The sequence below is a fragment of the Streptosporangium sp. NPDC006013 genome (assembly GCF_040614275.1).
In the GTDB taxonomy this organism is placed as follows: domain Bacteria; phylum Actinomycetota; class Actinomycetes; order Streptosporangiales; family Streptosporangiaceae; genus Streptosporangium.
In genome coordinates, this window is the sequence record NZ_JBEXUE010000206.1 from 1 (window position 1) to 16,908 (window position 16,908).

At 67.2% G+C, this 16,908-nt stretch carries 24 protein-coding genes and 1 tRNA gene; 18 read left to right on the forward strand and 7 right to left on the reverse strand.

Annotated elements, in window-relative coordinates; translation table 11 throughout:
• From ABZ260_RS27715 to ABZ260_RS27745, 7 genes are all read left to right on the forward strand, one after another.
• Window positions 1-211 (forward strand): hypothetical protein (locus ABZ260_RS27715; RefSeq protein ID WP_355623447.1); only part of this gene is annotated, 211 nt, incomplete at its 5' end.
• Window positions 208-426 carry a hypothetical protein gene (locus ABZ260_RS27720; RefSeq protein WP_355623450.1) on the forward strand — a complete coding sequence of 73 codons (219 nt, stop codon included), beginning with the start codon at window positions 208-210 and terminating at the stop codon, window positions 424-426. The genes ABZ260_RS27715 and ABZ260_RS27720, both read left to right, overlap by 4 nt.
• A 514-nt stretch (window positions 427-940) precedes the next feature.
• Window positions 941-1,150, forward strand: a complete 210-nt coding sequence (locus tag ABZ260_RS27725; RefSeq protein WP_355623492.1) for an SMP-30/gluconolactonase/LRE family protein — start codon at window positions 941-943, stop codon at window positions 1,148-1,150.
• 241 nt (window positions 1,151-1,391) lie between these two features.
• Window positions 1,392-1,880: a cupin domain-containing protein gene (locus ABZ260_RS27730; RefSeq protein ID WP_061255991.1), complete on the forward strand. Its 489-nt coding sequence runs from the start codon at window positions 1,392-1,394 to the stop codon at window positions 1,878-1,880.
• A gap of 40 nt (window positions 1,881-1,920) precedes the next feature.
• Window positions 1,921-2,265: a DUF1801 domain-containing protein gene (locus ABZ260_RS27735; protein ID WP_355623453.1), complete on the forward strand. Its 345-nt coding sequence runs from the start codon at window positions 1,921-1,923 to the stop codon at window positions 2,263-2,265.
• A 196-nt stretch (window positions 2,266-2,461) separates the two neighbouring features.
• Window positions 2,462-2,632: a hypothetical protein gene (locus ABZ260_RS27740; RefSeq protein ID WP_355623456.1), complete on the forward strand. Its 171-nt coding sequence runs from the start codon at window positions 2,462-2,464 to the stop codon at window positions 2,630-2,632.
• Between the two features lie 156 nt (window positions 2,633-2,788).
• Window positions 2,789-2,983, forward strand: coding sequence for a hypothetical protein (locus ABZ260_RS27745; protein WP_355623498.1), 195 nt, complete (start codon window positions 2,789-2,791; stop codon window positions 2,981-2,983).
• A 289-nt stretch (window positions 2,984-3,272) separates the two neighbouring features.
• Here ABZ260_RS27745 and ABZ260_RS27750 read toward each other — a convergent pair whose 3' ends face one another.
• On the reverse strand, window positions 3,273-3,923 hold the full coding sequence (locus tag ABZ260_RS27750; RefSeq protein WP_355623459.1) for an HAD family hydrolase: 651 nt from the start codon (window positions 3,921-3,923) through the stop codon (window positions 3,273-3,275).
• Between the two features lie 505 nt (window positions 3,924-4,428).
• Entirely contained in the window at window positions 4,429-5,007 is a 579-nt protein-coding gene (locus tag ABZ260_RS27755; protein WP_203956329.1) for a TetR/AcrR family transcriptional regulator, read from the reverse strand.
• Window positions 5,008-5,099: 92 nt separating this feature from the next.
• Here ABZ260_RS27755 and ABZ260_RS27760 point away from each other — a divergent pair, with 92 nt between their 5' ends.
• From ABZ260_RS27760 to ABZ260_RS27770, 3 genes are read left to right on the forward strand one after another with little or no spacing between them, the layout of a single operon-like run.
• A complete protein-coding gene (locus ABZ260_RS27760; protein WP_355623462.1) occupies window positions 5,100-6,320 on the forward strand; it encodes an alpha/beta hydrolase in 1,221 nt (406 codons plus the stop codon).
• The gene (locus tag ABZ260_RS27765; RefSeq protein ID WP_355623465.1) at window positions 6,317-6,997 is read left to right on the forward strand and encodes a VC0807 family protein; all 681 of its coding nucleotides are present in this window, start codon (window positions 6,317-6,319) and stop codon (window positions 6,995-6,997) included. The genes ABZ260_RS27760 and ABZ260_RS27765 overlap by 4 nt, the downstream gene beginning before the upstream one ends.
• Window positions 6,998-7,017: 20 nt before the next feature.
• Window positions 7,018-7,398 (forward strand): tyrosine-type recombinase/integrase, encoded by a 381-nt coding sequence (locus ABZ260_RS27770; protein ID WP_355623495.1) that lies wholly within the window; start codon window positions 7,018-7,020, stop codon window positions 7,396-7,398.
• A gap of 93 nt (window positions 7,399-7,491) precedes the next feature.
• Here the strand turns inward: ABZ260_RS27770 and ABZ260_RS27775 are convergent.
• The 4 genes from ABZ260_RS27775 to ABZ260_RS27790 all read right to left on the reverse strand — a co-directional run bounded on the left by ABZ260_RS27775 (window position 7,492) and on the right by ABZ260_RS27790 (window position 9,248).
• Window positions 7,492-7,567 (reverse strand) — tRNA-Ala (locus tag ABZ260_RS27775).
• Between the two features lie 124 nt (window positions 7,568-7,691).
• Window positions 7,692-8,429: an HAD family hydrolase gene (locus ABZ260_RS27780; protein WP_355623468.1), complete on the reverse strand. Its 738-nt coding sequence runs from the start codon at window positions 8,427-8,429 to the stop codon at window positions 7,692-7,694.
• A 29-nt stretch (window positions 8,430-8,458) separates the two neighbouring features.
• Window positions 8,459-8,578 carry a DLW-39 family protein gene (locus tag ABZ260_RS27785; RefSeq protein ID WP_211264163.1) on the reverse strand — a complete coding sequence of 40 codons (120 nt, stop codon included), beginning with the start codon at window positions 8,576-8,578 and terminating at the stop codon, window positions 8,459-8,461.
• Window positions 8,579-8,963: 385 nt separating this feature from the next.
• The gene (locus ABZ260_RS27790; protein WP_355555119.1) at window positions 8,964-9,248 is read right to left on the reverse strand and encodes a GNAT family N-acetyltransferase; all 285 of its coding nucleotides are present in this window, start codon (window positions 9,246-9,248) and stop codon (window positions 8,964-8,966) included.
• Between the two features lie 280 nt (window positions 9,249-9,528).
• Here ABZ260_RS27790 and ABZ260_RS27795 point away from each other — a divergent pair, with 280 nt between their 5' ends.
• The 6 genes from ABZ260_RS27795 to ABZ260_RS27820 all read left to right on the forward strand — a co-directional run bounded on the left by ABZ260_RS27795 (window position 9,529) and on the right by ABZ260_RS27820 (window position 14,474).
• Complete coding sequence (locus ABZ260_RS27795) at window positions 9,529-9,882, forward strand: STAS domain-containing protein (RefSeq protein WP_355555121.1); 354 nt, start codon at window positions 9,529-9,531, stop codon at window positions 9,880-9,882.
• Window positions 9,883-10,032: 150 nt separating this feature from the next.
• Window positions 10,033-10,422 carry an STAS domain-containing protein gene (locus ABZ260_RS27800; protein WP_355623471.1) on the forward strand — a complete coding sequence of 130 codons (390 nt, stop codon included), beginning with the start codon at window positions 10,033-10,035 and terminating at the stop codon, window positions 10,420-10,422.
• A 127-nt stretch (window positions 10,423-10,549) separates the two neighbouring features.
• On the forward strand, window positions 10,550-11,002 hold the full coding sequence (locus ABZ260_RS27805) for an ATP-binding protein (protein ID WP_355623474.1): 453 nt from the start codon (window positions 10,550-10,552) through the stop codon (window positions 11,000-11,002).
• A 640-nt stretch (window positions 11,003-11,642) separates the two neighbouring features.
• Window positions 11,643-11,843, forward strand: coding sequence for a ferredoxin (locus tag ABZ260_RS27810; protein ID WP_350913799.1), 201 nt, complete (start codon window positions 11,643-11,645; stop codon window positions 11,841-11,843).
• Entirely contained in the window at window positions 11,840-13,225 is a 1,386-nt protein-coding gene (locus tag ABZ260_RS27815; RefSeq protein ID WP_355623477.1) for an FAD/NAD(P)-binding oxidoreductase, read from the forward strand. The genes ABZ260_RS27810 and ABZ260_RS27815 overlap by 4 nt, the downstream gene beginning before the upstream one ends.
• A 28-nt stretch (window positions 13,226-13,253) precedes the next feature.
• The gene (locus tag ABZ260_RS27820) at window positions 13,254-14,474 is read left to right on the forward strand and encodes a cytochrome P450 (RefSeq protein WP_355623480.1); all 1,221 of its coding nucleotides are present in this window, start codon (window positions 13,254-13,256) and stop codon (window positions 14,472-14,474) included.
• A gap of 7 nt (window positions 14,475-14,481) precedes the next feature.
• On the opposite strand, the gene ABZ260_RS27825 is transcribed toward ABZ260_RS27820, so the two are convergent.
• Complete coding sequence (locus ABZ260_RS27825) at window positions 14,482-15,195, reverse strand: DUF2071 domain-containing protein (RefSeq protein WP_355623483.1); 714 nt, start codon at window positions 15,193-15,195, stop codon at window positions 14,482-14,484.
• Between the two features lie 268 nt (window positions 15,196-15,463).
• On the opposite strand from ABZ260_RS27825, the gene ABZ260_RS27830 reads away from it, so the two are divergent.
• Both ABZ260_RS27830 and ABZ260_RS27835 read left to right on the forward strand, forming a co-directional pair.
• Entirely contained in the window at window positions 15,464-15,793 is a 330-nt protein-coding gene (locus ABZ260_RS27830) for a putative quinol monooxygenase (RefSeq protein ID WP_355623486.1), read from the forward strand.
• Between the two features lie 419 nt (window positions 15,794-16,212).
• Window positions 16,213-16,908 (forward strand): serine hydrolase domain-containing protein (locus tag ABZ260_RS27835; protein ID WP_355623489.1); only part of this gene is annotated, 696 nt, incomplete at its 3' end.

Here is a 16,908-nt window from a genome sequence, read left to right on the forward strand (position 1 = left end):
ACGGCCCGGGTCGCCGCCGGCCGGGACCGGCGCCCACGCCGCACGCCCGGGCGGCGGGCGGCAGAGGGCCGGGTACGGCGGCGCGGCGCGCCGCCGCTTGACCGACGAACGGCAGCGGGAGGTGGCCCGGAAGCTCGACGGTCTCGCCCGTGGGGCACTGACGAAGGGATCGGGCACACAACGGGCACGGGAGCGGAAGAAGGCCGAATGAAGATCAAAGTCCAGGTTGCGGCAACCATGCCTGACCTGGGTTTTTTCGTGCCCGTGAGGGTGGTGGAGCCTAGGAGATTCGAACTCCTGACATCCTGCTGGCAAATCGGCCTGATCTTCAGGGACAACGGCCCCGCCCGGGGCGAGAGGCAGTCCGCGAGTGACCGTGAGTACCCCCTGTTGACCGCCCTTAATGGCCCGCTAATGGCCCGGTGATCGGTCTCGTCGGCCTACGGCGGACACCACTGCCAAGCTCGCTTCCAGCAGCGGAGCAATCGATCATGTACTCGTCACGGGACGAGATTCTCGGCCACGGCATCCGATACTCCATGTCGGGGCTGAAGTGCCATCTGCACCGTGTCGAACCCGAGGACCCTTCGGCCAACGCGTCAACTGATCTTCAGTTGCTCATCGCCGAAATCTGCAACCGAGCGCGGCAACGTAACGGTCCAAGACCTCACGAGTGGATACATCGCCGTTCTCGATCTATGACACACGAGCCACGGATATACCCATACGATCGGCGACCTGAGTCTGGGTAAGCCCACGGCGCTTGCTCATCTCCGCGAGCCGCCACCCCTGCGTCTCCTGACGCAGGTGCTGAACCTCGCCTTCGAACGCCTCTACGCCACCGGCGGTTTCAATCGCGCGCTCCAAGTGATCGCTCTCGCGCCACTTGCCGTTGACGCAGCAGGGTGGCCTATGGGTCGCGGTATGGGGCGGCGACCGCTTGGCACGGATCTCTTCGGACGGAGACTTGCTCGGCGAGGTCCCGCTGCCCGTGCACCAGCCGTCCTCCTGCACGTTCGGCGGATCCCGCCTCGACATTCTGTACATCACGTCGGCCCGTGAAGGGCTCGATCTTTCCGACGACGACCCCGTGCACGCCATCGATCAGTTGGGCGCCGTGGGCATGCCGTCGACGGCGTTCGCCGGATGAGTGGGGCCGCGATGGTTCGCCCCAACGTGGCAGTCGGTACTCCACAGTGAGGAACTCGCGCATCAAGAGGCGTACCGAGTCGTCGGATAAATTGGGGGTCCGAGGCGTATTTCGATGCGGCAGCGCTTCCGAATAGCGACTATTTGTCAGACCCGTTCGGTACGGTCGCGACCATGACCAACGTCACCTATGCCGCTGCCTGGGTGCCCGATGACGACCCCCAGACAGTGGCAGGACCTTCATGAGCTATCCGGAACCCCGCTACCTCGGCGACACGGGCGAGATCAACGCCACCTACCGCACCGCGGACCACGAGCCCGAGCTGCGGTCCCCCGGTGGCACCGTGACGCACTACCTCGCCACCGGCGCCTCGACGAACGGGCAGTTCGGGATGTACCGGTGGGAGATGGGCCCGGTGCCGAGCGGCCCGAGCCCGCACTTCCACCGCTCGATCTCCGAGTCGTTCTACGTCCTCACCGGCACAATCCGCATCTACGACGGCACCCGGTGGATCGACACCGTCCCTGGCGACTTCGTGCACGTACCTGAGGGCGGCATCCACGGCTTCCGGAACGAGTCCGGTGAACCGGCCAGCATGCTGCTGCACTTCTCGCCCGGCGCGCCCCGCGAGGGCTACTTCGAAGGGCTGGTCGAGTTCGCCGTGTCCGGGCGCCCCAGCGAGGAGGAACTCGCCGAGTTCTACCTCCGCCACGACACGTTCTGGGTATAGACCCCTCCTTTCCAGCGAACAGTAAATCAAGGTGAAGAGCATGAACGACGACGTCACCCAGTACATCAACAAGACGCAGCCGTGGCAGATCGACGTGTGCGAGAAGCTACGTGCGATGATCGGCGAGAGTATTCCAGGTGTCGAGGAACGGCTCCAGTACGGCAAGCCGCACTACCTCAAGAACGGGCACTACGCGGCCGTCATCGCGGTGGCCAAGGCCAAGGTCTCGTTCATGGTGTTCAACGCGACGGACATCCCTGAGGTCAAGGGATTCCTCCGGGCAATGGGCGCCGGTGAACGCAAGACCGTCGACATCAAGGAAGGAGATAACGTCGACTACGACGCACTTGCCGGCATCCTGGAAAAGACCACGGCCACCTTGTAGTTGCGAGGGTGTCTGCCGCGGCAGGGCCACGGCCCCGGCATCAGGGCTGACGGAGTTCTCGAATGTTGAGACGACCAGAAGGGGATTCGCAGGTCACGGGTTGATCGCGTACGGCGTGGCGAAGTCCCGACATGCAACAAGGCCCCGTAGAACGGCGGTTCTCACGCCAATCCGATCTACCTGAGCCTCGTTGTCCGTGCAGTTTGCCATGCCGCCCGTCGTGTCCGCCGTCAGCGCCACCGCCAGCGCCGTTGACCAGCACGGATCTCTCACACCAGCCGATGAGGTCGTGGACATGGCCGGTCTGCGCCAGGCATGGGCCCAGATCCTCGTGATCGACGCGGACGGCGCTATCCACTGGCCTTGATGTTGGCCCTGGTCCAGGCGGCGATCGTGTCCGGCGCGGTCTCCTCCGCCGCGATCCGGCACTGGATCGCCCGCGCTCCGCAAGAGGTCCGGCCCAGCTCGGCGCCCAGCGGGATCGGCGGACCGGCCTGTTCCAAGCCCCGCACCCCGATACCGTGTGCCGAACGATCGCGCCCTCGGGGAGGACCGATGCAGGGTCCGTACCGCCTCGGCCCCGTCGATCCTGGCCACCATGCGCAGCTACGCGATCGGCGCGCTACGCCTGCTCGGCTTCACCAACATCGCCGATGGCACCCGGTGGGCGCGTGATGACTTCCACAACCCGCTGATCGCCCTGAGTCTCACGATGTGAGAACTCCTTCAGCCCTGACGAAGTGGACGCGGCCGATGTGCCGGTTTCCAAAAGTTAATGGCCCGAACGCCGCTCCTCTTGATCGAGGAAGCGGCGTTTTGGCTGGTGGAGCCTAGGAGATTCGAACTCCTGACATCCTGCTTGCAGGGGAGCCGGTCACCACCTGGGGAGCTCCCCGGCCTGCTCAAGCGTGTGATGGTGGATGTTGACGTGAGGGGTTGTGCGGCCCTGTTGCTGTACTTCCGTGCTGTACGGCACGCCTCATCGGGGCTACGGCACAACCGCTCGATCACTGCTCGGCGTGCAGGATCTCCAGGGCCTGGAGCACGTCAGTGACGACATGATCAGCGTCGTGATCGTGGTCGGGCCACGTACCTCGGTCGACCCAGATCGTACGCAGACCGGCTGCGCATCCTCCGCCGATGTCGGCAACGAGGTGGTCACCGACCATCCATCCCCCGTCGGCCAGAACCACGCCACAGCGCTTGGCCGCGACCTCGAACAGACCGATGTTGGGCTTACGGATGCCGTCGACCCCTGAGAGCGCGTAGGCGTCGACGGCCTCGGCCAATCCCGTCCGCTGAATCTTGCCGAGCTGGTTGTCCGGGGTTCCGTTGGTGACAATCGCCACCTTCCAGCCCGACGCACGGAGTCGAGACAGCCCGTCCATCACCTCGGGTCGACAGTGAACGAGGTATGGCATGCGCTGACGGTAACGGCTCCACAGCTCGTCGACCGGCTCGGGTAGGGCGAAATAGTCCCGGGCCTTGCTAAAGAAGACCTCGCGGTGCGGGTAGCCGGCCTGGTCGAGAGCGATTAGCCAATCAACCGCTTCGCGGCCTAAATCGTGCTCCCCGGCGAACTCCCCGGCCCATACCTGGAACGCCTCGTTCAGGTTGACGAGGGTGTTGTCCAGGTCAAAAAGCGCAAGCCGTTGCACGATGCCACCTTACGAGGGCGCTTCATCGCGAGACACCCGCATTAGTCTCCAATCTCCCCCTGGCGGAGGAGGCCGTTCGAGCCAGGCAGACCAATCACCCTGCTGGCGTACCCGAGACCATGGTCAGAGGGTTGTGAGCGACTGTCGAAGGATGCTTCCGTAAGGGGACGTTGCTGTCATTGCTGCTGTCACCTACAACGCCCGCAAGGTCGCCACCGACTACCACGCCCACCACCACAAACCCATCAGCCGCGACACCCTCCGCGCCCGGCTCGGCGTGTCCAACCAACTCGCCTCCGACCTACTGCGCCACCTACGGACCGCATCCGACCCCACCTAGCGAAAAGGAGAACCCACATGACCGACAACCGCGCCGCCTCTACGTCTCGAAGTAACGCCCACCTGAGCAAGCGAGGCCGCGTGTCTTCCCAGACACGCGGCCTCGCTGCTCGTACGGGGACATTCCCGGGGCCGTGAACTCTGCCACGGGCGAGAACGACGGCGTTCATTTCTTCTCACTGAGGGCGAGCAGCCTGTCCACCAGTGTCCGGGCGTGGTGCGCGTTGGTCGGCCGTTCGAAGAACATCGCGTGGAAGTACAGCGGTGCGAGGATGACCTCCAGCAGCTCCAGCAACGTGGGGGGGTTCTCCCCGCGATCCCTGGCGCGGTCGAGCATCTTCTGGAGCTGCGTGCCTCGCTCCAGAAGATAGACATGCTTGGAGGGCTCTCCCTCCGGGCGCGCGCCCACCAGGGCGGCACGGAGGAAGACGGGACCGAGGGGGCCGGCCACGTCCTCGGCCACCTGGACCGCGTAGGCCTCCAGGTCCCCACGGAGCGTCCCGGTGTCGGGAACCGGGGACGAGCGCGTGAGCTGCTCGGTCACCACGTCATCGACCAACGCGCCCAACGTGCCCCAGCGCCGGTAGATCGTGGCCTGGTGGACTCCGGATCGCTCCGCCACCTGCGCGATGCTCAGATCGTCCCAGTCCGCCTCGTGGAGCAGGTCGAGGACGGCCTCGCATACGGCCGTGCGGACGCGGGCGTTACGCCCCCCGGGCCGGCGTACGGGTTCCTGTGCTGCCATGGCCGACATCTTAACGCGAATAGTCTTGCTTTAAGCGCGTCGCCGCGCTAACTTCCCATTGAAGCGAATAATTTCGCATTAAGGGGACGGGCGTGGATGCGCTGATCTTTGAGAAGGACGTCATGTTCTGGTACGAGACGCTGCGCTTGCTCGGCCACATCGCCTACGGCGGCGCGGACTTCGGTGAAGTGATCACCACCGCACAGCGGATCACCGAGAGTGACTACGACAGCTGGCACAAGGAGTGGCGGGCGACGGCCGACCGCGTCGCCGGCGAAGCTCGGCGGAGCCTGGCGGCCGGCCACAAGGTCAGCGCGCGTGACGGGTTGCTGCGGGCGTCCACCTACTACCGCTCTGCCGAGTTCTTCCTGCACGGCGACCCGTCCGACCCGCGCGTCGACCAGTCCTACGCGCTCGGCGTGGAGTCGTTTCGCGCGGCGGCCCGGCTGTCGGACATCAGGATTGAACCGGTGCTGATCCCGTACGCGCACACCACTCTCACCGGCTACCTCTACCGGGCGGGCGACAGCCGTACACCCCGGCCCACCATCGTGATGCACAACGGCTTCGACGGCAGCGCAGAGGAAATGCACTTCTTCGGCGCGGCGGCGTTCGCCGAACGCGGCTACCACGTCCTCACCTTCGACGGCCCCGGGCAGCCTGGGCCGATGCACCGCGAAGGGTTGGTGTTCCGGCCAGACTGGGAGAAGGTGGTCGGCCCGGTGCTCGACTACCTGCTCGCGCTGCCCGAGGTCGATCCTGAGCGGGTCGCGCTGCTGGGCGCCAGCATGGGAGGACTGCTGGCGCCACGCGCCGCCGCCTTCGAACCGCGGATCAACGCGCTCATCGCCTTCGACGGCGTCTACGACATGGGGGCGATCGTCGCGGGCCACTTCGGCGAGGACCGCGATCAGGCGCGGGCCGTGCTGGGCGCCGAGTCCGCGCCCGAGGTCGACGAGATCATTCAAGGCCTCATGGCGAACGACCCCGTCATGCGGTGGGCCTTCACCCACGGCATGTGGGTCACCGGCGCCCGGTCACCGCGCGGGTACGCGGCCAAGATGCTCGACTATCACCTTCGTGACGGCATCGCCGAGCGGATCAGGTGCCCCACCCTGGTCTGCTCGGCCCCCGGCGACTTCGCCTTCCAAGGCCAGCCCGAGGCGCTCCACGATCACCTGACCTGCCCGAGAACCTTCCTCGAGTTCACCGCCGAGGAGGGTGCCGACGCCCATTGCCAATCAGGCGCCCAGCGACTGGCCATGGCCCGCATCAGTGACTGGCTCGACGAGACCTTCAGGAATGAGAAATGAGCCGTTCAGGTAACAACCAGATCGTTTCGGTCGTGCTGTGGGACGTGGTGCCGGTGATCGGCACCTACTATGTGTGCCGCGCGCTGAGCGTGAGCGAGTACGCCGCCATGCTGACGGCGGCGAGCGTCGGATTCTTGCGGGTCGCCTACGTCGCCGTCCGGCAGCGTCGCTTCGATGGATTCGCCGCCTTCATGGGCGTCGTCTTCGGCGTGGGAATGATCCTCTCCTTGCTGACGGGAGACGCGAAGTTCCTCCTGGCCATCAAGTCCGTCACCACCGCGGTCGCGGGTCTGATCTTCCTGGGTTCCTGCGTCGTAGGCCGTCCCGCGGCCTTCGCCGTGGCGAAGCGCTTCGGCGCCGAAGACGCGGACACCGCGCGGCGCTGGGACGTCCTGTACGCGGCGGAGCCGATGTTCCGCCGGACCTACCTGGTGATGACCCTCGTCTGGGGAATCGCGCTTCTGGTCGAGTCGGCCGTCCGCCTCCCCCTGGTCTACTGGCTGCCGACCGATGTCATGGCCGGGCTGTCGTCGATCCTCCTCGTGGCGACCATCGGCCTGCTCGGAGCATGGAGCGCCTGGTACGGCAAGCGCGGCGAAGAGGCGGCGAAGAAGGCCTCCAGTTCGGAGGCCGGCTCCCGGGACGCGGTTCCCGCCAGGACACTGTCCGACGACTGAGCCGCGAATGATGACGGGGCCTGGGAGGACACGGCGGACGCGGGGCCACCGCCCTTCGGACTCGACAGGCTGAGCACCGGGCGGCGTGTGAAGCCGCGGGTGAGTCATGGCAGGAAACGGGGCCGGTGTTCACCACCGCCAGCGGGCGCCCTGTAGAGCCGTCGAACTTCCGGCGGAGCTTCACCAACGCCTGCGCCAAATCGGGTGTTCGCAGGGTCCACGTGCACGCTACCCGAAAGACCTGCGCGTCTCTCCTCGTCGCGCTCGACGTTCACCCGCGCGTGGCCATGCAGATCCTCCGGCACAGCCAGATCTCGGTGACCATGAACATCTACAGCGAGGTCTCGTCTGTGAAGACGCGCAAGGCGCTCAAGAAGCTCGGTGACCGGCTGGATTCGTAGCCGTTGCTGTATTTCCGTGCTGTACGGCTCTCAGAACGTCGAAAGCCCAGGTTGAGGGATCTTGAAAGATAGTCCCTGACCTGGGCTTTTTGGTGGTGGAGCCTAGGAGATTCGAACTCCTGACATCCTGCTTGCAAAGCAGGCGCTCTGCCAACTGAGCTAAGGCCCCGAGATTCAAGCCGGCGCCTGGAGACGACCTGCTTCAGTCGTACACCGTAGCAACAGGAACCGCTCCTACGCCAATTGAATCCGTGCGCGGCGTCGTGTCGGATGGGCTTCGAGCGGGACGAGGATCAGTGGGCGGCGGTGGCCAGGGGGGACTCGGCGGGCGCGCCGTCGAGGAGAAGTCCGGGGAGATCCGCGATGGAGTCGAGGATGTGAGTGGCGCCCCCGTTGAGGAGGCGTTCCCTGCTGTGGACGCCGGTCAGGACGCCGCCGACCACCGCCGCGCCGGCACGGCGGCCGCAGAGCATCTCGCTCTCGGAGTCCCCGACGACGGCGACCTGGCGTACGTCCTCGATACCGAGTCGCATGACCGCGGCGAGCACCAGGTCGGGCATCGGACGGCCACGGCCGGTGTCCTCGGGGCACAGGGCCAGATCGAGCCTGTCGGACCAGCTCAGGGCAGCCAGCACGCGGCCGAGCGTGACACGGCTGAAGCCGGTGGTGAGGCAGATCTTGACGTCGGCACCGCGGAGCTTGTCGAGCGCCTCGACGATTCCGGGCAGTGGAACCAGGCCCGCGCGTCCGATGGCGCCCTCGTAGGAGCGCTCGAAGGTCAGATTGGCCGCCTGGGCCTGGGCCTCGTTGTCCGGGAAGATCCCCCGGAAGACATCGATCTTGGAGCATCCCCGGGACCGGTGCACGTGCACCATGGCACGAGCGTACGCACCGGTCCCGGGCACGATGCCCTGCGTGGCGATCGCCTCGGCGAACGCCCGCTCGACCATGGCGACGTCACCGATCGTGGTGCCTGGCAGATCCAGGCAGACAAGCCTGATGGGCTTTACTCCATCTTGGGCAAGGACCATGAAAGCACCCGAATCGGTAGCCGCGTCTGTCAGTTCTCGCTGCCGGTGGCCTCGGTCCACAGGTCGAGCTCGGCGCGGTCGGCCTGCACCTTGCGCCAGACCAGCAGCCCCCCGAGGGCGACGAGCGCCAGAACGAGCAACTTCTTCACGGTGTGACCCCACTTCTTGAGAAGTCTCACCTGCCGGGGTGAGACAACGCCCGGTTCGAACGGTTCCCTGCAGCCTAGCAAGGGATCGGGCCATGACCCGGTCCGCATGACAAGCGTCACAGCCGATCTACGCTAACCGGGTAATTGCCACTATCATCCCGCACGGCTCGCGATCCGATGATCACAATCTGCCATGAATCCTGTTGCAAAACCGCCTGCGTTCTTACGATAACCCCCGGAGCGGGCCGCTCCATCCGCCCGAAAGTTCCGGTCACCGGCCGCCAGGAAGGTTTCTGCCCGGACATCGCGGTGACCAGCATGTCCGCTCGCTCCGGCGCGATTACCGGGGCGCGCGAATGTCCCAAACCCTCTCGCTATGGATCGGTCAGGCGCCCTGAACAAGATCGGCGTAGTCGGGGTGACGATCTATCCATTCCCTGACGAACCAGCAGAGAGGCGCGACCTTGGCCTCTTCGGCGCGGGCCGCGTCCAACGCGGTGCGGACGAGTGCGGATCCCACCCCGTTGCCCTCGTACTCCGGCTCGACCTTGGTATGGGGATAGACGATGACCCCGTCACGCCGGACGAGCTCCAGCCGCCCCGCGCGCCTGCCGTCCACCGTCGCCACGAAGGAATCGCCACCGGGGGAGAGCTTGACATCCACCTGCATGGAGGTTCTCCTTTGCCAGACCGCCGTACGACAGTTCCCTCTTCAGCCGATTCCGCGAGACGTTCATTCCCATGTGTGCGGATCTTCGGCGGACGCGATGGCCGGTTGGTTTCTGCGCACTGAAACATGAAACCGGCAAACCATACCAAAAGGCGCCCAGCTGAAGGATGATGAAAGCAGGTACCGGCACCGCCGATGCCTCATGGCGATCAGCCGACACACCTGCGCCGTCACGACAGACGTTGACTGACCCTCATGCCCCACCCAGAAGGTGATCACAATGGTAGGTGAGGTCAGCCACGGCTCACTGCGCGTTCTCTTCACCGATCTGCCGGTCGGCCTACGCTGCGAGGGAGAGATCGACCTCTGTACGCGGCACGTCCTGGTGCAGGCCCTCGCCATGGCGGCGGAGCGCACCCGCGGCGATCTGTATGCCGATCTCCAGGGGGTCGACTTCGTCGACGTGGGCGGTCTGCGGGTGCTGGCGGAGATCGCATTCGGGATGGCGGGCGACCGCAGGCTGGTCGTCAGGGGTCTCCAGCCGCACGCGTGGCGGATCGCCGAGCTCTGTGGCTGGGCGGAAGTGCTCGACAGCAGGTCCGGAGAACGTATCCGTCAGTGGGATAACAACTGATCACTCCTCGGCTGTAGCGTAAAAGTGCTCTAGAGAAATTCGGAAGATCTCAAGCTGAGCGCCGGCCGGCTCCAGACTTGAGGCAACCGCGACCCGGCGGCGGCATCCGGCCGCCTTCCCTCCCCCTCGACCGTCCACAGAGGTGTACCCGTGAGCGCTGCCGTCCGCGTGACCGATGTGTCCGACCCCTCGGTGAAGGAGATGGTCCTGCTGAGCCTGGCCGGCGAGCTCGACTACACCAATGCCGAGCGGTTCCGTCACGACCTTCACCAGGCCATCGGCCAGGATCGGGGTGACCTTGTCATAGACCTGACCGATCTGACCTTCTGTGACTCCACGGGAATCCAGGAATTCCTGAACACCCGCAAGATCGTCCAGGACCGCGGAGGCAGCATCGCCTTGGCCAATCCGCACCCCCGCCTGAAACGAATCCTCCACCTGACCGGACTCGCCCAGGCCTTCGGCATCCAGCCCACCGTCGCCGACGCCGTCAAGGCACTGCGGCCACAGCAGTCCGCCCCGGATATTCACGGCGGATGACCGTCGTAAGTTGGCAACGATCGGGCAGGTGTCTAGCATCGTGTAACTCATCTGCAACGCCCTGATTCTGGAGCAAGTCGGCTCGTCCCCCGGTGACTGCCAGACAAGGCGACGTCAAGGGGGTGTCGTGATCGGCGACCACGGCCGGCACTGGCCGATCGACGAGGATCTCAGCGCGTTGCGAGAACGTCTTCACCATCACGCCACCCAGGCCGGCCTGCGGGGCGAACGCCTGAACGACCTCCTCCTCGCCACCAACGAGGCGGTCATCAACGTCCTGGAGCACGGCGGTGGCAAGGGCACCGTGGACGTCTGGCAGGACGAGAGCCACCTGACCATCGACGTCACCGACACCGTGGGGCTCCTGGCCACCGAGCACATCCCGGCGAAACGCCCCGTGGGCACCGTTCGAGGTTTCGGCCTGTGGCTGATGACCCAGCTGTGCGACGAGTTCACCATCGAGCAGATCGCCGGAGGCTCCCGGGTCCGCCTGCGGATGGACCTGTGCTCCCCATCGGCGCGGATCGGGGCGCTCAGCCACGAAGACCCCGGCCAGGAAGAGGTCCGGGCCGCGTTCTGAGCCTCGATCGTCATGGGCCCCAAGTCCCGTGACGCGAGGGCCCACCGGAAACCCGCCACGGCCCCTCGTCAGGGTCCGGCCGATCACCGCCGGGCCTTTTCTCATCTCTCCGGAAGATGTGCGTGTCCGGAAACGATCCCCAGGAATGGTCACCCGGCACTACCGGAGTGTGCTGGGCCAAACCCTGGTGCGGGTGGAGGACGGCCGGGTTCGACCTCTACCTCTGGCAGACGGGTCTGAACCTGCTGACGGCCCCGATCCCGGGCCGCCGCCCAACCCCGCAAAGGGGTCACCGACGCGTTGGGGGACGCACCGGGGCCGCCCTCACGACCGTCAGTCATCCTGAGCGTTCCGGCCGAACCGGAGAGGTCGGCTCGTACGCAATCCTTGACCACCCGCTGGCAGAAGGGCGATGCTCCGTCCCAATGTCCGCGATACGCTCGTTTAGCCAGGTCAGCGCATTACCTCGCTGTTTTCCCTGACCGTTCTCCGCGGAACCGTGGCGGCCGCCGACGGCATGTGAGGACGTGCCGCGGCATCGCCCCGGGCCGGGTTCACGGTAGGCCCGACCCACGGAAAACCGTCCTGGCTCCCCTCGCGCCTTACTCAACCGTGTTCGGGCTCGGAAGGGATGGTCCTTATGAGGGTTGTCGTCGACCTGGCGCGCTGCCAGGGGTATGCGCAGTGCGCCTTCCTGGCCCCGGACGCGTTCCGGATGCAGGGTGAGGAGGCACTCGCGTTCCACTCCAGCCCCGACGACGCGCAGCGGGACCAGGTCCTGCGTGCGGCCGCCGCCTGCCCGGTCCAGGCGATCCTGGTCGAGACACCTGGACCGTCATGAGCAGCGAGCAGAACCTGAAGGCGTTCAGGCGTGACGGCCGCATCGTGATCGTCGGCGCCTCCCTCGCGGGGCTGAGAGCCGCGGAGGCGCTGCGCGACGAGGGCTTCACCGGATCGCTGACCCTCATCGGGGACGAGGCGTGCGAGCCCTACGACCGGCCTCCGCTCTCCAAGCAGGTCCTGACCGGCTGGGTACCCGCGGACGGCACCGCGCTACCCCGGCGCCGCGAGATCGGCGCGGAGTGGCTGCTCGGCGTGGCCGCCTCGGGGCTGGACCTCGCCGGCAAGCGGGTGTGGCTCGCGGACGGGCGGGAGGTTCCCTACGACAGGTTGCTGATCACCACCGGTGTACGTGCCAGGTCCTGGCCCGACGAGGCCGAGGCCGCGCTGGACGGCGTGTTCGTGGTCCGCACCCGCGACGACTCCGGTCGCCTGCGGGAGCGGCTGGACGCCGGGCCCGGCCGGGTGCTCGTCATCGGGGCCGGATTCGCCGGTTCCGAGATCGCCTCCGTCTGCCGCGAGCGCGGTATACCGGTGACCGTCGCCGAGGTCGCCGAGGCCCCGCTGGTGGGAGCACTCGGCAGCATGATCGGCTCGATCGCCGCGGACCTCCAGCGTGCGCACGGTGTCGACCTGCGCTGCGGTGTCAGGGTCACCCGGCTGGAGGGCGACGGGCGGGTGCGCCGCGCTCACTTCTCCGATGGAGCGGCGATCGACACCGACGTGGTGGTGGTCGCGCTCGGCGGTGTGCGCAACACCGAGTGGCTGCGGGACTCGGGGCTGGCCGCCGGCCGCTGGGGGGTGGCCTGTGACTCGGGGTGCCGGGCGTTCGACATCAACGGCCTGGTCACCGATGACGTCTTCGTCGCCGGGGACGTGGCACGCTGCCCGCACCCGGTCTACGAGTACCGGTTCCTGTCGCTGGAGCACTGGGCCAACGCGGTGGAGCAGGCCCAGGTCGCGGCGCACAACATGGTCAGCCCTCCGACCGAACGCTGGCCACACCTGTCCATGCCGACGTTCTGGTCCATGCAGTTCGGCGTCAACATCAAGTCCGTCGGTGTTCCGATCATGGCGGACGAGATCACCGTCACCCAGGGGGCGGTGGAGGAGCGCCGGTTTGTCGCGGCCTACGGGTACCGCGGCAGGGTCATCGCGGCCGTCAGCTTCGACAACGCCAAATGGCTCGACCACTACCGGCAGCTGATCGAGACGGCGGCCCCCTTCCCGCCCTCCTGCCCCACCCCCGACCAGCCCGCCGACATGAAGCCGGTCCCCGCCCGCTTCCCGGATCCCCTCATCATCACCCACGGAACCACCGTCATGGTCACCGGCCACGAGCCGAGCGAGCGGCGCGTGGCGTTTGCACGGCCGGGCCGTTGAACCCGGGCAAACCTTAGGAGAAGCGGTCATGACAGTCGCTCAGGCGCCCAGCACTCTCCAGCGGATCCTCGACTACTCCAACCGGGCCGACCCGTACCCGCTCTACGCGGAACTGCGCAGGAGGCCGGTGGCCCGGCAGGAGGACGGCGACTACGTTGTCAGCACCTACCGGGAGATCAGCACGTTGCTGCACGACCCGCACCTCAGCTCCGACGCGCACAGCCTCGAACACCCGGGGCCCGCCCTCGCCGAGCGCGGGGACCCACCGGCGTTCATCGGCCTCGACCCGCCGCAGCACGACCGGCTGCGCCGCATGGCGATGCGGCACTTCGGCCCCCCGCACTCACCCACGCTGATAGACGACATGCGACCCGACCTGACCGCCATCGTCACCGGCCTGATCGAGAACCTGGCGGGCAGGGACCAGATCGACGTCGTGGACGACTTCGCCTATCCCTTCCCGGTCACCGTGATCTGCCACCTGCTCGGCGTGCCCCGCGAGGACGAGCCGCGATTCCACCGGTGGGTCGAGGCGATCGTCGCGCTGCTCGACTTCGACCCCACGACGGACCCTCAGGAACGCCTGCGGGAGGGCGTGCAGGCCCGCAAGGACCTCAGGCACTATCTCGCCGAGCTCCTGGAGAGCCGCCGCGGCCGGCCACCGGGCGACGACCTGCTGTCCCGGCTGGCGAGCGACGAGGGCCCCGACGGGCGCATGACGGACGAGGAGATCGTCAGCACCGCCAACCTGCTGCTCATCGCGGGTCACGAGACGACGGTCAACCTGATCACCAACGGCGTGCTGACCCTGCTGCGCCACCCCGATGTGCTGGAGCGCCTGCGCCGTGAGCCCGAGATGATCATCCGGACGGTCGAGGAACTGCTGCGCTACGAACCTCCGGTGCACATCATCCCCTGGCGGGCCGCCTACAGCGACCTCACCGTCGCGGGCGTCACCATCCCGAAAGGCTCGCGGATCACGCTCATGCTCGCCTCCGGCAACCGCGACCCCGCGTACTTCCGTGACCCCGACCGGTTCGACCCCGACCGGCAGGACAACCGGCACCTCGGTTTCGGCAGTGGCATCCACCTGTGCTTCGGCGCCCCCCTGGCCCGGTTGGAGACACAGATCGCACTGAACGGGCTGGTACGCCACCTGGAGAGTCCCCGGCTCGTCGCCGACCCGCCCCCGTACCGGCAGAGCGCGGTCCTGCGCGGCCCGCGCCACCTGCTGGTCAGGCAGGGATGACGGGTGGTCACCGGCTCCACATCCCGATCCTCACCGGCACCCCGGATGAGGCGTGCAGTACGGGGGCGCCGTCCGGGGCGGTGAGCCCGCCCGCCTGGAGGAGGTCCTCCTCCAGACGGATCAGCCGGGCGTGGCGCAGCGGCCAGTCGGGGTGCTCGATCTCGGCGTGGGCCGTCCGGCCCGCGACCGTGGTGAACAGCCGGTAGCGGGCGGTCAGGAAGTGCGCCAACTCGTCGCGCTCCGGCTCCGCGAGCGGCGGACCGATCTCCACGTCCGCGTCGCATCGCGCGCCCGCCGGCCCGGCCCGGCGGCGGCAGCGGTAACCGCGCCGCTCACCGTCCGCGCGGACGGACATGCCGGACCAGAAGTAGGGCAACCGGTAGACGACCCGCGCGCCGAGCACCGCGAGCAGGCGCCCGGCGTCCAGCGACAGGAACCAGACGCCGTCGCGCCCCCGGTCATCTCTTACGTATGTGCGCACGTTGGTCTCGGGGAATCGCGACAGCCACGGCAGGGCCGGCGAGTGCGGCGCCCGTACGTCCTCCATCAGGAAGGTGGTGAGGCCGACCCAGGCGGCGCCGTCGAAGGTGTCCACCGTGAGTCCGGCCGGCAGCAGCCGCTGGATCTCGGCGGGTGGGTACCGCCAGTGCATGAAGGTCATCTCGGACCAGCGGTTGTACATGACCGGCCGGGCCACGCGCAGGGACGGCGGAGCCTGCATGGTCTGCTCCTTGTCGGGTGACGACGGTGCTCACGTGACGGCGGCGTCCGGGACGGTGAGGTTCCTGAGCCAGGTCTCGTCGCCCGTCATGTGCCGGTCTTCCCGGTTGAGACCCACCCATGCGCCGCCGACCGAGGCGGGCTCACGGCGGGTGGGTTCCTCCGCCCCGGCATCCGCTCGCTTATCTTGGCCATGGCGCCGCACACCTGCCTCACGCCATGACCGCAGGCGAGGAAGACTCGCCTCGACTCTCGACAGGGAACAACCCATGATCTTCATAGCCGTCAAGTTCACGGTCCGTCCCGAGCGGGCCGAGGAGTGGCTCTCGCTCGTCGACGACTTCACCCAGGCCACCCGTAACGAGCCCGGGAACGTCTTCTTCGAATGGTCCAGGAGTGTCGAGGTGCCCGGCCAGTTCGTCCTGCTGGAGGCGTTCGCCTCGCCCGCGGCGGGCGAGGCGCACGTGAACTCGGAGCACTTCAGGACCGCCATGGCCTGGATGCCCGAGCTGATCACGAAGACACCGGAGATCATCAACGTCGAGGTGCCCGGCGAGGGCTGGTCGCAGATGGCGGAACTGTCACCGGCCCAGAGCTGACCAGAGACGATCATCGACCGTTGACGGCCTCCAGTCGCCGAGACAGGTGCGGGTGGTCTGCCCGGCCGGCTGCTCGGGGGTCAGCTGGGGCCTGTTCTCGGGAACGGGCCTCGCGGCTCCCGGGCCGACATTGCGGTACTCCCCGAAACCTTCACCGCGACGGCCTGCTTCGCGGTGATCTCCGGGTGGGAGGGCGGCGGTCCCGGCCGGCATCTGACGTCGGCCGAACAACGGACTCTGGGGCGACATGGTCACACATGTGAACAGCTTCCGCGACAAGGCCATCTGAAAGCCAGAGAGGCTTGACAACGATGTCAACAGCGGAAGTTCGAGCCTATCCGCCCTACCTCCAACCAAGATGGGCTAATTTCCCGTAAGATCCCGATCTTGTCATGACCTCAAAGATCGGGGGATCTGGGATGTTGACCCGTAGGGACACGTTCAGGCTGCTCACGGGCACCGCGGTGGCCGGAGTCGTCGCCACGCAGGCTCGTCCGGGATTCGCCGCGACCATGTCAGGCCAGACGACCGCCCCCGTCTGGACGGTCACCGGGAAGAGCGCCTCGGGGCTGGCATCCTTCGACAGCACCCTGAAAAGTTTCATGCAGGCACGTGCCATCCCGCACGCGTCCCTGGCCGTGGTGCGCAAGGGCAAGCTGATGCTGGCCCGTGGCTACAACTGGACCGCGGACACCACGTTCCAGGCGGGCCCCACCTCGCTGTTCCGCGTCGCCAGCCTCAGCAAGCCGGTCACCGCGACCGCGGTGACGAAGCTCGTCCAGGACGGGAAACTGAGCCTGTCCGCCCGGGTGGCGCCACTGCTCGGCCTGAGCACCGCCGCCGACGCCCGGCTCGGCGCCGTCACCGTGCTCCACCTGCTGCAGCACCTGGGCGGCTGGGACAGCGCGATCTCCTCGGACCCGATGTTCCAGGACCGGGCCGTCGCGAAGCTGCTCGGGGTGTCCCTGCCCGTGAGCCAGGCCAACGTCATCGAGTGGTGGGGGGGGGGGCGGGGGGGGCGCGCCCCCGGCACGCGGGACGCCGACGCGAACGACGCGAGCGGACGAGCACACGACGGAACTCCAGACACACAACGAAAAATCTCTAAAAGCGTA